The following is a 14,818-nucleotide window of genomic DNA, read 5'->3' as shown; positions in this document are numbered from 1 at the left end:
TAGCGCCAGTCCTGCCCGCGGCTCCGTTCAATCCGGCTTGCAATGAGGTCCGACAGCCAACCCGGCCGCTCCGTCGTGCCCGCGGACCTCACAGAAGCCTCCAGATTCCCAGAGCGACGGTTTGATGATTCATTGCGGTGGAAGGGAGAACCGTGATGGGCAAGCCGTTACCGATGGCGTTGCGTAAGCGTGTTGCGGCGTTTGTGCAATCGTGAGGCGTCGCGTCATTTCCGGGTTTCGCCGAAGTTCGTGAACGATCTGATGAAGCTGCGCGCCGAGAGAGGTACGCTTGAGCCGCGCCGGCAAGGCCACGGCCCTGGCGGCGGCAAGCTGACCGCTCATGCCGACTTCGTGCGCCAGCGGATGGCCGAGAATGGCGATCTGACGCTCGACGAACTGTGCGTGGAACTGGACGGGCGCGGCGTCACGGTGCACCGGTCGAACGTGGCCCGTCTGCTTCACCGGCTGGGCCTCAGTCACAAAAAAAGACACTCCGGGCGAGCGAGCACCAGCGTCCCGACATCCGGCAGGCGCGCGAGCATTGGGTCGGGCGGCGCAAACCGTTCTTCGACAAGGCCTTGACGCGCCTCGTCTTCATTGACGAGACCTCGACCAACACACGGCTGACCAAGCGAACCGGCTGGGCGCCCAAGAGCCAACGCTACCGGACATCCGCACCATTCGGCGGCTGGAAAACGCAGACCTTCATCGCCGGCTTGAGATGCCACGCCATGATCGCGCCTTGGATCGTCGACGCGCCGATGAACAAAGCGCGTTTCGAACTCTATGTCGAAACCCAGCTTGCACCCGAACTCAAACCGGGCGACGTCGTCATCCTCGACAATGTCGCCTTCCACAAGAGCGAGCGGGCGGCCGAGCTGGTGCGCCAGCGCGGTGCCTGGCTGCTGCCGCTGCCGGCCTACTCGCCGGACCTCAATCCAATCGAAATGGCGTTCTCGAAACTCAAGGCGCTGCTCAGAAAGAAGGCCGCGCGATCCTTCGACGCGTTATGCAACGCGCTCAAGGATATATGCGACCTGTTCGACCCGCTGCAGTGCAGAAAATTCTTCAAAGCTGCCGGATATGAGGCCAATTAAACGCGACGTGCTTTAAATGCGTCAAGCACAGCGGCAAGGAAAGCAACCTCCTCAGCCAGATGGTGATATCGGCAACCCGTCACTGTTGCCAACCAGCCGCTGGATTATCTGCTATCACCCCCGGCTTTTCTATTCCGGCACATCGACACCCTCACGTCATTCTCGGCCGCGAGAGTTTTGTTGCCTGGGAGAAGTGTGGCAGAACGCCCTATGATCACCTGGTGGCGCGCAACCACGGCTGAGCTACTGATGCCCGGCCATAAAGCCTTCATCACACATCACCGGTCAGCGCGACCAGGCTGACGCGTCATCTCGCTCGAGCGTGCTCTGCGAACTCATCTCCGCCAGATACGAGCGCAAGTCCATTCTCATCACCGCCAACCAGCCATTTGGCGAATGGAAGAAGGTCTTCCCGATCCCGCTATGATGCTCACTGTCGCTGCTCCCCTCTTCGATCGACTCTTCTGGGTTGATGGCTGACGTGTCTGCCAGATGTCAGTCCGGCAGATATTTCTCCGACCAACTGGTCCCAGCCACGCCTTCCACGATCATGGCGTCAATCTCGCCGCTTGAATAGCCCATGCGTCCGAGAACCAATCGCGTATCACTGCCATATTTGGACATCGGGCCCGGTATGGTTATCTTGCCGTTTCGCGGCCGCACCGCATTCGGCGGCACGAGGTCGACCCAACGCCCCATCGGGTGCATGTCATGGCGGACGACGCGGTAGGTCGCCTTAGATATGTCGATATCGCCATCGCTCTCGCGGACGAGCGAGGCATCGTGTGTCTTCTTGAGCGATCCGAGCGGCACGGCCGAACTCTTTCCTTTGATGTTTCTGCGCCAAAACATTGCGGGGCGGCTCCTGAAGCGTTCCGCCAATTTCGGCTTCAGCTCCGTTTCCGAAAGCTGCGCAAGGTCCGCCAACTCCGAAACTCGTGTAAGCGCGCCAAAACGCTCTGTGGGGGCAGCAAAGAAGATCCAGCCGTCGGAAGCCTCGTAGCAATGGTAAAAGGGCCCCCAGCCGATCACCTGGCGTCCTGAAGGTTCGTCAAACGGCGCCCTGCCCGCATAGTCGTACATGAATTGAGCCTGTATCAGGCTGCTGGCCGCGGCCAGCGAAGTGCGTGCCACGCCGCCTTTGCCAGTGTTCTGCCTGCGAAGCAGTGCGGCGCCGAGCGCGACGCAGCCGCAGAAGCCGCCGAGGACGTCGATCGTACCGGCATGTGCGTGCTCCTCCGGCGTCTGCATGCCGCCGCCGAAGCGCACCATGACGCCGGTTGCCGCCTGAACGGTGTCGTCATAGCCCAGATGGTCGGATTTCGGCCCACGTCGCAGGCCGCCCCAAGCATCGAGTTGGACCATGATGAGCCGTGGATTGATTGCGGCAAGCCGGTCTGCAGTAAGATTGAGTCGGGCGCATTGCGCGTCGGTTGCGTTGATGATGACGACATCGACCTCTTTCAGGAGCCTGTGGAGCACTTCCTGTCCCGCCTCTTTTCGGAGGTTGACGAGGAGGCTTTCCTTTCCGCGCTGTGCCTGCAGACCGCAAATCAAGGAATTAAAGGGATCGACCGAGGGATCGACAGGCTGCAGCGCGGTGACTTGGGCGCCGTAGCGCACGAGCGTCGATCCGATAGTCGGGCCGGCGATGACGTTGGTCAGGTCAAGGACCTTCAAGCCGTCGAGCCAACCGCCTCGCCCTTCCTTGCCGCGGCCTTTGCGTACAGGCTCGGAGAGCAGCCTTTGCAGGTCGGCCGGAATGGGGCCGCGCTTGTCGGCCGCGGCGGTATCATCGACCAGCCAAGCGACATTGCCCATCTGGTGCATCCGCCCGCGGCGGGCATCTTCGACTTCTAAGATAAGTCCCGAGGCAAGTGCGTGGGGGTCAGCTAGCCACTCCTTTGAGAAACGTTGCGCAGTGGCGGGCGCGCGCGCGGCGCCGAACAGAGCCTCCCACTCGTGCGATGGCTTAGTCAGGAACGTCCGCTTCATCGCAGCTGAGATGCGGTGCCGGTCGCTGGGGCCGACGGGATAGGCACGCTGCGTCCACTCGGAAGGCCAGTCCGCAACGTCGAGGTAGGCGGAAAAATCCGGCAGGCCCTCCGCAAGTTCGGTCAGTCCCAGAACCTCCAAAGCTCGCTTTGGGTGGCCGGAAATCGTAGTCGACACCACGTAGAAGCCGCGGCCGTCCGCGCAGGTATAGTTTCTGTAAAACGGGTCGAGAAACTGCGACAACTCGCTGAATTGAAGATTGAGCGGCAGGCTATCCCTCAGCCTGCGCTCCAGTTCCAGTTCGCGCGGCCACTTGTAGCGACTAGGACAGTTCTCCATCTCGAGGCAATTGTAAACCAATCCCTCGAGTAAGGCGGACGCGAGCGGCACTTCGATTGTGTCGCCGCCGTTCCTGTCTCGGGCATACAGCGCGAAAAGCACCGCGTGGGCGCCGAAGCTGGCGCCATAAGCCGAGGCGAGCGTAAGAGGCGAGAAGGACGGGTTGATCCCCATGAGGCGGCGATTGAGGCCCATGTCGGTGAACTGCCCGGTATAGGCGGCGATCACCGCCTCCCACGCGGCGAGATCGCGAAGCGCGGGATCGGTGGAGGCGAAGCCGGGCAGCGAAAGATAGATCAACCCGTCGTTCGCCGCGCTGAGCACGTCGGCACCAAGTCCCAGGCGTTGCATCACCCCGGGGCGGAAGTTCTCGATCACAACATCAGCACGCCGCGCCAGCTCGATGGCGGTGGCCCGACCCTTCTTCGACTTTAGGTCGAGGGTCAAGCAATGCTTTCCGCGAGAGATCATATCAAAGGCCGGGTCGTCGAAGGCAATGCCGTCGGGAGGATCGATCCGAATGACTTCGGCGCCCAGGTCAGCCAGCATCAAGCCGACGAGCGGGCCTGCGAGATACTGCCCGAAGTCGAGCACCCGCACATTCGAAAGGGGCCTTGTTGTCATCAACTCACTATCTCCTCAAAGGTTGGCAGTTCCGCGATCGGCTGCTGCGTGATCTGTCTGAATTTATAAAGTTCCAGGGTATTCAGTAGCCGTCGATTGCATCGGCTGCCCCGAGCCAATCTCCACACCGACGATGTAGTGAACACGTGCCAGCTTCCGGATGGCTCGTGGTCGACTGAACAATCTGAATGATCTCGCTTGGTGGGCCAACGTCGAATGGCACAGGCAAAAATGTCTGCCTCCCGCGATACAGCTCGGCGTTGAGCTTACGAGACGGGATGGGCGGGACGTATCGGAAGGCCGATTTGGGCATGCGGCAGCGGACGAGTAACATGATCCATCGCTCCAGTCACTGAGTTCTGTGGAGAACGCTACCCGCTTTCTCTTGGGGACTGTTTGAATTTTGAGGAATCTTTTGTGACGCTATATTTACACATCTTATTCTGGAATACACATTCATTTCCCGTTTTGGCGTTTAGCCTGAATATCTCAAGGTAAGGGGTGCATCGGCCCCAAGAATCTGAGAAACTGCTTTTGTGACAAAGAGTTACCAGATTCAGGAACGGGGTCCGATGCACACACACTGTATCTCCGACCAGCTCGAATTTGAAGGCTTCGACGGCCACAAAGTGGTCGCCGGTTTCGACGGCGGAGCGATCACCTCAGATGCCGGCGCCTTGCTTGTGCGCCACGTTGACAAAATCGTCGGGCTGTTCCGCCGGGTGGCTGCCTGCTTCATCGACCGACGCGATCCGGACTGCACGGTGCACAGCGTACAGACGCTGGTGGGACAGCGCATCGCGGCGATCGCGCTGGGATATGAGGACGTCGACGACCACGACACGCTCCGCCACGACCCCGTTCTGGCCCTTGTGTCGGAAAGCCTGACGCCGAAGCGGGAGGATTGCGCGGTGCTTGCCGGCAAGTCGACGCTCAACCGGCTGGAGCTCAGCCGGGTCGGGGAACCGACGCGCTACCACAAGATCGGCCACGAGACGCAGGCGATCGAAGCTCTGTTCGTCGACCTGTTCCTGGAAGCCCACGACACGTCGCCGGGCGAGATCGTGCTCGATCTCGACGCCACCGATGACCCGCTGCACGGTCACCAGGAAGGCCGGTTCTTCCACGGCTACTACAACTGCTACTGCTACCTGCCGCTCTACATCTTCTGCGGCCGGCACCTGCTGGCGGCAAAGCTCAGGCGTTCCAACATCGACGCCAGCAAGGGAGCGGTCGAGGAGGTCGAGCGGATCGTGCGGCAGATCCGCAGGCAGTGGCGCAGAGTGCGCATTGTCCTGCGCGCCGATTCCGGCTTTGCCCGGGAAGAGCTGATGGCCTGGTGCGAGGCCAACGGCGTCGACTATGTCTTTGGCCTTGCCCGCAACGAGCGGCTGGAGAAGAAGATCGCTCCAGCCTTGCAGGAAGCTCGCCTGGCATCCAGGAAAAGCGACGAGGCCGCGCGCGTGTTCCGCGACTTCATGTGGTCGACGAAAGACAGCTGGTCACGCCGACGGCGGATCGTCGCCAAGGCCGAGTGGACGACGCAGGGCGCCAATCCGCGCTTCGTCGTGACCTCGCTCAAGCCAAAGCGTTGGGCGGCACGGGGGCTTTACGAGGATCTCTACTGTGCCCGCGGCGACATGGAGAACCGGATCAAGGAGTGCCAGCTCGACCTCTACGCCGACCGCACCAGCGCTCACACCATGCGCGCCAATCAGCTGCGGCTCTGGTTCGCCTCGTTTGCCTACGTCCTGATCTGCGCCTTGCGCCGCCTTGGCCTCGCCCACACCAGGCTCGCCAACGCCACCTGCGGCACGATCAGGCTGAAGCTGCTGAAGATCGGTGCGCAGGTCCGTGTCTCGGTGCGTCGGATCAAGGTCGCAATGGCTTCAGCCTGTCCATACGCGGACGAATTTGCCCTGGCCCACGCTCGAATATGCGCCGCGGCCCGCTGACGCCGCCGGACCTGAACCCTTCCCGCAAACAACAGAGGAAAATTGCAGAGCCCAGCACCGCCGCTCTCCGCGGCGCTGGCTGCGCTCGTCCTCAAAACGGGGATGAGCAGCACCGACCCGCGCCAGTCAAGATGCGCCTCGAGCCTGGGCGCGGTGAGAGAAGCGGGTTAGGATCGCGGGCTGGCGATGCAGTTCCAGCAACGGGCTCGGCCTCGGTTTTGGCGTCACGTCGAGCCGCTCGAGACGAGTTCGCCTTTCGGCTGGATGTTGATCTCGCCTCTGCTCCAGATGGGGGCCCTGCGTGGTCAATAACCTGATCGGGTCGTCTAATCGCGAGTCATGAGTCAAGCTCTTTTGGATGAGTACGGCGAGCTGTTTTGTCCCCCGTATGCCGGGTGTAGGGTCGTCTTCACGGTCGACATAGGTCGCCGCATGATGGAGCCTCGCGGGAGGAGCCTTCAAATGTGGAAAACTCTCTACGCTGAGCCAGCGGTGCTTCCCATCAAGCTGAATGGCTGGGCCCACGCCCGGCAGGGACGTCTCGGCGCGTTCAGAGGTTGAACGCGACCTGCAAACTATCAATCACGCCCCTGAGAGCCTGACTCGAAACTCGGTTACCTGCGAGGTGGAGCTGCGCGGCGGCGGAGCATGAGGCGGATGGAGGCGATGAATATCCATGCCTCGGCGCTTGCGATAGTCGCCTCGAAATCCTTGGCGAGCCGGCGACAACGTCCGAGCTAGGCGAAAGTTCGCTCGACAACCCATCGTCGCGGCAGAATCTCGAAGCCCTTGGCCGTGTCGGAGCGCTTGATGATTTCGATGGTCCACGTGCCCAGGTCGGCCAGGGCCTGCGTCAGTTTTTCTCCGGCATAGCCGCCGTCGGCGAATAGATGGCGCAGCCACGGGTAAAGCTGTCGAATGGAGGCGGTGACGCCAACTGCCCCATCCCTGTCCTGGATGTCGGCCGCGTGCACCCTCAACCCGACAAGGTGCCCGCGGTGTCGGTAATGATATGGCGCTTGCGGCCCTTGATCTTCTTGCCGGCATCATAGCCACGCAAACCGGCAACGTCCGTGGTCTTTGCTGATTGACTTCTCTATTCGGCGGTTTGAAGTCAAGCGCCTCCTTCTCTTTTCGCTTTGCCCCATTGGGACGTCTTTCGCGGGGGCACCGGGCGGAACAGATTGACCCGCATCATCTGCGCGATCCCGCGCGCATCGGGCTTGGAAGGCATTACCTGCACAGTCAAAGCAGTCAAACCCGACGGATCACTGTTCCTCGAGCGAATAACCAGCATATATGAGTTCGGGTCGCCGTTGGCGACGGCCCGATAATGAATTTGGATTTGGCCACATTCAGTTCCCAGCTGACAACGACCTGATCTATTGTTTTAGGTCTGTTTAGCGGTAAGCTTTTCGACATTCAGCGCCTTCACTCAAGACGCTTTCATGCAACTGTTTCCAAATCAGCAGCCGATATATTGCAGCAGTGCGAAACAACGACTTGTCACGCACTGCGGAAATTCTCCGGCGACCACGCACAGCCATCTCGCATCCAGATGGTCGGCGGCGACAATCAATATTTGACGAACACATGAGGCGCATGAAGAATCTGCGAGAGTTGACGATCGGCCGCCGCCCCTTCGGTAGGTGACCACTCGTCGGCGGCAGGGAGTTCATGGTGGTCCAGACAGGAGCAAGAGTTCTGATGTCGCGGAAAGTCATTGTCACGTGTGCAGCCACTGGCGGGTTCCGCAGTGCTCACTAATGAGGGTACCTAGTGCCACCAGACTTCCAGCCAGATCGGCAATTGATGCGAGCATATGCCGAACACATGGCAAAAGGATTTGGCGCCAATGACCAAGCCGTGGCTATGGATTAGGGGTGGTGAGCATTCCGATCTGCATTGCAGCGGGGAAGGAAAGCCTAAGATGTGTCTAAATGGGGATGGTCAAGACGTAAGAGGCGGTCCTTCGACTATTATGTTGGCGTTCCCTACCAAATAACTTCCTCATTGTTCGGCCATCCTCGGTCGGGTCATGAGTCGATGGATCTGACGCTGGCATATCCCACGCACACCTTGATCCGCAAACCGCGGCCGGTCCGACAGCGCAGCGGTAGGCGCCGTACTTCTTTTTGAAACTTTATTTCACAAGCGCAACGGGGCGGAACTGGGTTTGTAAATGCGTAGACTTGAACGTTTTCTTCGGCCAAAGTCGATAGCAGTTTTCGGCGGCCAGCAGGCTGCCGCCGTTGTCACGCAGTCGATCAAAATGGGTTTTGCCGGGGACATCTGGCCGGTGCATCCGTCGAAGGTCGAAGTCGGTGGCCGTCCGGCCTACCGCACCGTCACCGATCTTCCCGGCGCGCCAGACGCTGCGTTCATCGGCGTGAATCGGAATCTCACGGTAGAGGTCGTCAAAGGTCTGGCCGAACGTGGTGCGGGTGGGGCCGTCTGTTTTGCTGCTGGTTTTAGCGAGATCGGAGCCTATGAGCAGGATGGCAAGCGGCTGCAGGTCGAACTCGTTGTCGCCGCCGGCGAGATGCCGGTCATCGGTCCGAACTGCTACGGCATGATTAACTATGCCGACGGTGCGCTTTTGTGGCCGGACGAACATGGTGGCGTCAGGTTGCCCGAAAGCGGCCGTGGCGTCGGTATTATTACCCAGTCATCGAGCATCGCCATAAATCTCACGATGCAGAAGAGGGGTCTCCCAATCGCTTTCATCATGACCGCCGGCAACCAGGCACAGACGGGGATTTCCGAGATGGCGCTGGGACTGATCGAGGACGATCGCGTCACAGCTCTGGGTTTGCATATAGAAGGCTTCGATTCTGTGGCCGGCTTCGAGAGGCTCGCGGCACGGGCACGGGAACTCAGGAAGCCGATTGTGGCGTTAAAAGTTGGCCGTTCCGAGCAGGCACAGCGGGCGACGGTATCGCACACCGCTTCGCTTGCTGGCTCGGATGCCGCATCCGGTGCCTTTTTCAGGCGGCTCGGGATCGCCCGGGTTGAATCCATTCCCATTCTCATCGAAGCACTGAAGCTTTTGCACGTGACTGGCCCTCTGCCTGGCTATCGCTTGTCGTCTATGAGTTGCTCGGGCGGGGAAGCTTCCATAATGGCTGATAGCGCGGAAGGCCGCCTTGTACATTTCCCACCGCTAGATGTTGACCAGTCTGCAAAACTGAAAGCGACGCTAGGGCCGCTAGTCGCGATTGCCAATCCACTGGACTATAACACATACATCTGGAGCAACGAGCCAGCTTTGATCGAGACCTTCACCGCTATGGTCTCGGGTGACTTCGACCTGAACATGCTGGTTCTCGACTTCCCACGAGATGACCGATGTCTGGGTGACGATAGGTTCACGGTAGCACGCGCCTTCGAAACGGCGTTGAAGAACACGCGGGCGCGAGGCGCGATCATTTCGACGCTGCCCGAGAACATGCCTGAATATTACGCTGCCCAGATGATCGGTTCAGGTGCGGTGCCGCTGTTTGGCTTCTCCGAGGCAATGAGCGCGGTCGAGGCGGCGGCTTTCGTTGGGACGGCTTGGCGTAGGCCACAACCTGAAACGATTGGTACATCTCCTCAGGTGGTAACTGCAAGCAAATGTGTCATTCTCGATGAGGCGGAGACGAAGGCGCGACTAATCAATGCCGGTTGTCCGGTCCCTAAGGGTGTGCGCCCCGGGGAGTTGGACGAGGCGGTGACGTTTTCCGAGGCGATTGGCTTTCCGGTGGCCCTTAAGGCTCTCGGCGTTGCCCACAAATCGGAAATCGGCGCGGTGCGGCTAAACCTCAAGGACGCCGAATCGGTCAAGGCGGCGGCCAACGATCTCCTGCCGCTTGGTACCGGCCTCTACGTAGAGCGTATGGTGCGCGACTGCGTCGCCGAATTGATCGTCGGCTTCACTCGCGACCCAATGTTCGGAGTCGTGATGACGCTCGGCACCGGCGGCGTGCTGGTCGAATTGTTACGTGACAGCGTGACCTTGATGCTGCCGGTGACGCGTGACGACATCGAGGCGGCATTGCGTGGGCTCAAGCTTTATCCTCTCCTCGAAGGCTATCGCGGCCGGCCGAAGGCCGATGTCGCGGCCGCCATCGACGCCATCGCCGGCATTGCCGACTTCGTGCGAAAGAACGCCCACGAGATCGAGGAACTCGACATCAATCCACTGATCGTCTGCGCCGAAGGCAAGGGCGCGTGGATCGCGGACGCCCTGCTGGTGCTTGGAGAAAAAAAGAATGCCTGACGTCATCACTACCCGCCGCGAAAAAGCTATCCTCGAAGTCACCCTAGATCGGCCGAAGGCCAACGCCATCGATCCCACGACATCGCGGAGGATGGGCGAGACGTTCAAGGCGTTCCGTGACGATCCGGAACTGCGCGTTGCCATCGTCAAGACTGCCGGCGACAAGTTCTTCTGCGCCGGCTGGGACCTTAAAGCAGCGGCGGCCGGCGACACGGGCGAGGACGGCTCCGGCTTCGGCGTCGGGGGCTTCGGTGGGCTGCAGGAATTGCGCGAGCTCAACAAACCGGTGATCGCCTGTGTCAACGGCATGGCGGTCGGCGGCGGCTTCGAGCTGGCGCTGTCCTGCGACCTCATCTACGCCTCGGACCATTCCTCCTTCTCGCTGCCAGAAATCCGCGCCGGAGTACTTGCCGACGCAGCGACCATCAAGCTGCCAAAGCGCATACCATACCATGTCGCTATGGAACTCCTGCTCACAGGCCGATGGATGGATGCCGACGAGGCCCGTCGCTGGGGTCTGGTTAATGAAGTGATGCCCAAGGAAAAGCTCGAGGACCGCGTCTGGGACATCGCGCGGTTGCTTGCCAGCGGCCCGCCGCTGGTCTTCGCGGCGATCAAGGAGACCGCACGTGTGGCGGAGGCGCTGACCTTCCAGGACGCGATGAACAGGGTGGCACGACGACAACTTGGAACAGTCGACAGACTGTCCGACTCCGAGGACAGTCTGGAGGGTTTGCTGGCCTTCGCCGAAAAGCGCAAGCCGGTTTGGAAGGGCAGGTAATGGTTGAAGGAGCATAGGAGTGAGCCGAGATGGAGCTGTCCCACAATTGGGGCGTCCTCCGGTCGGCAGCGAAGGTATGTTCAACTCAACTAGTTTCGGGGAATCCAATGAATCTCGCATTCACAGGCGAAGAGACAGCATTTCGTGAGGAAGTGCGAAGATACCTTCGCGATAACGTTCCGTGTGATATACGGCACAAATTGCTGGAAGGCCAGAAACTGTCTAAGAGCGAGATGGTTTCTGGTGTCCGTACCCTCAATAAGATTGGTATACCAAATTGGCCGAAGCAATACGGGGGCGCCGGATGGACACCTGTTCAGCACTACATATTCGAGGAGGAGGTACAAGCCTTTCCTGCGCGGACAGCCTACGATTACGGCGCTGCTCTGGTCGGTCCAGTGATATACACATTTGGCAATGAAGTACAAAAGAGCTACTACCTCCCGCGTATTGCTAATGTCGACGACTGGTGGTGCCAAGGTTTTTCCGAGCCTGGCGCAGGCTCCGACCTCGCTTCGCTTAAGACACGGGCCGTGCGTGACGGTGACCATTATCTGGTCCAAGGCCAGAAGATCTGGACATCAGAGGCACAATACGCTGACTGGATGTTCTGTTTGGTCAGAACGAACCCCGACGTGAAGAAGCAGCAGGGCATCTCCGTCTTTCTGATCGACATGAAATCTCCGGGTATTACTGTGCGCCCGATCCAGCTCATCAACGGTGGCCATGAGGTTTCTGAAATCTTTCTTGACGAGGTGCGAGTTCCGGCTGAGAATCTCGTCGGCGAAGAAAACAAGGGGTGGGACTACGCCAAATATCTTCTTGGAAACGAGCGCGCCATCGATGCCTCGGTAGGCCTTTGCAAGGCGCGCATCCAGCGCATCAAAGAACTAGCGGCTCGCACCTGTCTCGGCGGTGGGCGGCTTGCGAACCAAGCTGCGTTTCTTGAAAAGGTTGGCGCTGTAGAAGTCCAGCTTAAGGCGCTTGAGATAACACAGCTACGCGTGGTCGCTGAGGCGTCAAAGCAGCAGAGTGGCGCGCAGGACGCTGCCAGTTCGATCCTCAAGCTGAAGGGCTCCGAAATCGAACAGGCGACAGCCGAGCTACTGATGGATGTGGTCGGCCCCTACGCCCTTCCCTACGTTTCAGAAGAGGAAAGAACGACGGGAGATACGCAGAACATCGGTCCGGCCTGGGCCGCCATGATAGCACCGGCTTATTTCCTAAGCCGGGCGGTTTCCATCTATTCGGGCACCAGCGAGATTCAGAAAAACATCATCGCCAAGGCGATCCTCGGCTTGTGAAGCTTTGAAGATCTAAGGCGAAGGCTCAGGAGTATTCCAGCGTGAACTTTGACCTATCAGACGAGCAAAGGCTTCTTCAAGACAGCGTCGGGCGGCTAATGTCAGATTGCTACACGTTTGACCAGCGCAGGAGCTACCAGGAGGATAACGCGGGTTACAGCGAAGCGATGTGGGCGCGCTATGCCGAGTTAGGTCTTCTTGCGTTGCCCTTCGCCGAGGAACATGGCGGGTTCGGTGGGGGTGCCGTTGACATCACGATCGTCATGGAGGCTTTCGGCAAGGCGTTGATCCTCGAGCCCTATTTCGCGACTGTGGTCCTTGCCGGCAGTGTCCTTCGCTACGGAGCCAGCGAGGAGCAAAAAGTGGAGATCATCCCCGCAATTGCGGACGGCAGCATGAAACTGGCCTTCGCCTATGCGGAGGCACAGTCGCGTTTCGATCTTTTCGACGTCGGGACGAAGGCTACGAAAGACGCAGACGGTTGGACACTAAACGGTGCCAAGGGGCTAGTCCTGCATGGTGACGCGGCCGACAAGATCGTCGTAACGGCGCGAACGGCTGGTGACACACGGGACATGGATGGCATCGGCCTGTTCCTGGTAGATGCAGAAGCGCCCGGCCTGACACGCCGCGGTTATGCCACACAGGACGGTCTGCGCGCGGCCGAGATCACGCTCCAGAACGTGCCGGTTCGATCGGGCCACGTTATTGGAGACCCGGAAGGGTCGTTCCCAATTATCTCGCGTGTGGCTGACGAGGCAGTCGCAGCTCTCTGCGCGGAAGCGGTCGGTTGCTTCATCAAGATGCAAACCTTCACACTCGACTATCTCAAAACGCGGGAGCAATTCGGTAGGAAGATCGGCAGCTTTCAGGTGCTGCAGCATCGGGCGGTAGACATGCTTGTCGATTTGGAGCAATCACGTTCCATGGCCATGTACGCCGCGATGATGGCGGGCGAAAGCGACGCCACTGAGCGCGAGCGGGCGGTCTCAGCAGCGAAAGTTCAGATCGGAAGATCGGCAAAGGCGATAGGGCACCAATCGATCCAACTCCATGGCGGCATTGGGATGACAATGGAGTACAGTATTGGTCACTATTTCAAACGTGTTGCGATGATCGATACGCTGTTTGGCGATGCAGACCATCATCTGAGGCGACTTGCTGCGCTGGGTGGACTTGTCGATCGCCAGTAAGTCAGTGTGCCCAAGCGTTATGAACGCTGGCAGGAAGGGCTAAGAGGGCCACCTCCTGAATGGTAAAGCGCGTGCGCGAGGTGCCGCTGGGCGAATACTTGGTCCGCTTAGGTGGATCTGCCGAGCGAAGAACGAGCCCAGCGAGCATTCCGAGACGCGATGACGAGCAACCCAGGGCATCAACGACCGCGCACAAGCATCAATCTGGAGCAGGTTAAGCACCGGTGAGGTCGGTGAGGACCGCCTTGTTTCTGAGGAGGGGAAGCGCTGTTGTCGTGGTTTGATTTCATGACCACGATGCAAGCAGCGAGGATGTCCGCGTGCCCATTCATCGGATGGAGATTGGAGTTGGGACAGGTCGGCGTCGGAGTTAGATTTCGCCCAGGACCCATTAATCTGTTGAGTTGAATGTAAGGGAGCGATTCATGTGTGGACGTTGGCCCCCTTGAGCAAGAAGATTCTGACAATGGCAATACTGAAGCGGTCAGGTTCATTCATGTGTTCGGCCTGTTTTTGTGCGGCCCCAGGCTGCTGGCCATGGATCGGGCCCTCATCAAGCTGCCGCGCTGCGATGCGCGTTGAATCACTCAGGTTCTCCCGATCCCCGGCGTGATCGGATCTGCATCACTGATGTCGTTTCTCCTGCCCAAACTGGATGTCATTTTGCGCGCGACCGTCGGTTAGCCTCAAGCCATTGACGGCGTCGCGCGGTAGTTTTCCTCACGCGCCATCACCGCCCAGGCGATCCGCGCTACCTTGTTGGCGACAGCGACTGTGACCAGCCGTTCCGGCCTATGCTCGAGCAACTGGTTCGCCCAGGTACTGACGGTCATCGCTTTTCGCCGAGTGTATCGGATGGCCGCCGTGGCGCCGAAGACGAGGAGATGCCGTAAATAGCGATCCCATCTTCGAGATTCCTCCCATTCTGTCTTTGCCACCGGAGGAATGTTGTTTTGGAACAAGGCCGAGCCAAGCAGCGAATTCACGACCGGAGCGGAAGACCTTTGCGTCGAGGACGGTGGCAGCGAGGGCGGTCGCCGTGATGAAGCCGATTCCGGGAATGGTTGAAAGCCGCCGGCAGACCTGGTTTGTGCGATACCACGCCAGAAGCTCGATCTCGATCTTCCGGATTTGCGCGCCAAGCCCCTCGATCCTCGGGTAAGCGATGCGCCAAGGCGCCTTCCCGAAGTCGCCTGATGCTTGTATGGCGGTCAGCCGTTAGTCGGCGCCGGCGGCGATCACTGCGGGTTATGATAACGGGTGACATAG

The 14,818-nt window shown here is 59.7% G+C and carries 9 protein-coding genes and 3 pseudogenes; 7 read left to right on the top strand and 5 right to left on the bottom strand.

What is annotated here, in order from left to right; all coding sequences use genetic code 11:
- Positions 1-129 precede the first annotated feature (129 nt).
- Complete coding sequence (locus RFN28_RS33410) at positions 130-462, bottom strand: transposase (RefSeq protein ID WP_320291406.1); 333 nt, start codon at positions 460-462, stop codon at positions 130-132.
- Between RFN28_RS33410 and RFN28_RS33405 the strand changes: the two genes are divergently transcribed.
- Both RFN28_RS33405 and RFN28_RS33400 read left to right on the top strand, forming a co-directional pair.
- Positions 399-1,097 carry an IS630 family transposase gene (locus RFN28_RS33405; protein WP_320291405.1) on the top strand — a complete coding sequence of 233 codons (699 nt, stop codon included), beginning with the start codon at positions 399-401 and terminating at the stop codon, positions 1,095-1,097. The two genes, RFN28_RS33410 and RFN28_RS33405, sit on opposite strands and share 64 nt — an antisense overlap.
- Positions 1,098-1,413: 316 nt before the next feature.
- Positions 1,414-1,512 (top strand): annotated as a pseudogene (locus RFN28_RS33400) (ATP-binding protein); the annotation flags it as partial.
- 80 nt (positions 1,513-1,592) lie between these two features.
- Here the strand turns inward: RFN28_RS33400 and RFN28_RS33395 are convergent.
- Complete coding sequence (locus RFN28_RS33395; RefSeq protein WP_320291403.1) at positions 1,593-4,055, bottom strand: CoA transferase; 2,463 nt, start codon at positions 4,053-4,055, stop codon at positions 1,593-1,595.
- Positions 4,056-4,627: 572 nt separating this feature from the next.
- Between RFN28_RS33395 and RFN28_RS33390 the strand changes: the two genes are divergently transcribed.
- Entirely contained in the window at positions 4,628-6,010 is a 1,383-nt protein-coding gene (locus RFN28_RS33390; protein ID WP_320291402.1) for an IS1380 family transposase, read from the top strand.
- 614 nt (positions 6,011-6,624) lie between these two features.
- On the opposite strand, the pseudogene RFN28_RS33385 reads toward RFN28_RS33390, so the two are convergent.
- A pseudogene (locus RFN28_RS33385) lies at positions 6,625-7,103 on the bottom strand (IS5 family transposase); the annotation flags it as partial.
- A 1,089-nt stretch (positions 7,104-8,192) separates the two neighbouring features.
- Here RFN28_RS33385 and RFN28_RS33380 point away from each other — a divergent pair.
- The 4 genes from RFN28_RS33380 to RFN28_RS33365 all read left to right on the top strand — a co-directional run bounded on the left by RFN28_RS33380 (position 8,193) and on the right by RFN28_RS33365 (position 13,549).
- Positions 8,193-10,271: an acetate--CoA ligase family protein gene (locus RFN28_RS33380; protein ID WP_320291401.1), complete on the top strand. Its 2,079-nt coding sequence runs from the start codon at positions 8,193-8,195 to the stop codon at positions 10,269-10,271.
- Positions 10,264-11,052 carry a carnitinyl-CoA dehydratase gene (locus RFN28_RS33375; protein WP_320291400.1) on the top strand — a complete coding sequence of 263 codons (789 nt, stop codon included), beginning with the start codon at positions 10,264-10,266 and terminating at the stop codon, positions 11,050-11,052. The genes RFN28_RS33380 and RFN28_RS33375 overlap by 8 nt, the downstream gene beginning before the upstream one ends.
- 107 nt (positions 11,053-11,159) lie before the next feature.
- A complete protein-coding gene (locus RFN28_RS33370; protein WP_320291399.1) occupies positions 11,160-12,356 on the top strand; it encodes an acyl-CoA dehydrogenase family protein in 1,197 nt (398 codons plus the stop codon).
- A 41-nt stretch (positions 12,357-12,397) separates the two neighbouring features.
- On the top strand, positions 12,398-13,549 hold the full coding sequence (locus RFN28_RS33365) for an acyl-CoA dehydrogenase family protein (protein ID WP_320291398.1): 1,152 nt from the start codon (positions 12,398-12,400) through the stop codon (positions 13,547-13,549).
- 686 nt (positions 13,550-14,235) lie between these two features.
- Here RFN28_RS33365 and RFN28_RS34995 read toward each other — a convergent pair.
- A complete protein-coding gene (locus tag RFN28_RS34995; RefSeq protein ID WP_430679460.1) occupies positions 14,236-14,382 on the bottom strand; it encodes a hypothetical protein in 147 nt (48 codons plus the stop codon).
- A gap of 26 nt (positions 14,383-14,408) precedes the next feature.
- Positions 14,409-14,626: pseudogene (locus RFN28_RS34990) on the bottom strand (transposase); the annotation flags it as partial.
- Between the last annotated feature and the right edge of the window lie 192 nt (positions 14,627-14,818).

This window comes from Mesorhizobium album (assembly GCF_033977205.1).
Classification (GTDB): Bacteria; Pseudomonadota; Alphaproteobacteria; order Rhizobiales; family Rhizobiaceae; genus Mesorhizobium; species Mesorhizobium album.
The sequence above is the reverse complement of the archived record's forward strand: the minus strand, read 5'-3'. Positions and strand labels throughout refer to the sequence as shown.

Coding starts and splice junctions, on each gene's coding strand:
- RFN28_RS33395 (WP_320291403.1), bottom strand. CDS start 4,055: ATGACAACAAGGCCCCTTTCGAATGTGCGGGTGCTCGACTTCGGGCAG.
- RFN28_RS33390 (WP_320291402.1), top strand. CDS start 4,628: ATGCACACACACTGTATCTCCGACCAGCTCGAATTTGAAGGCTTCGAC.
- RFN28_RS33380 (WP_320291401.1), top strand. CDS start 8,193: ATGCGTAGACTTGAACGTTTTCTTCGGCCAAAGTCGATAGCAGTTTTC.
- RFN28_RS33375 (WP_320291400.1), top strand. CDS start 10,264: ATGCCTGACGTCATCACTACCCGCCGCGAAAAAGCTATCCTCGAAGTC.
- RFN28_RS33370 (WP_320291399.1), top strand. CDS start 11,160: ATGAATCTCGCATTCACAGGCGAAGAGACAGCATTTCGTGAGGAAGTG.
- RFN28_RS34995 (WP_430679460.1), bottom strand. CDS start 14,382: ATGACCGTCAGTACCTGGGCGAACCAGTTGCTCGAGCATAGGCCGGAA.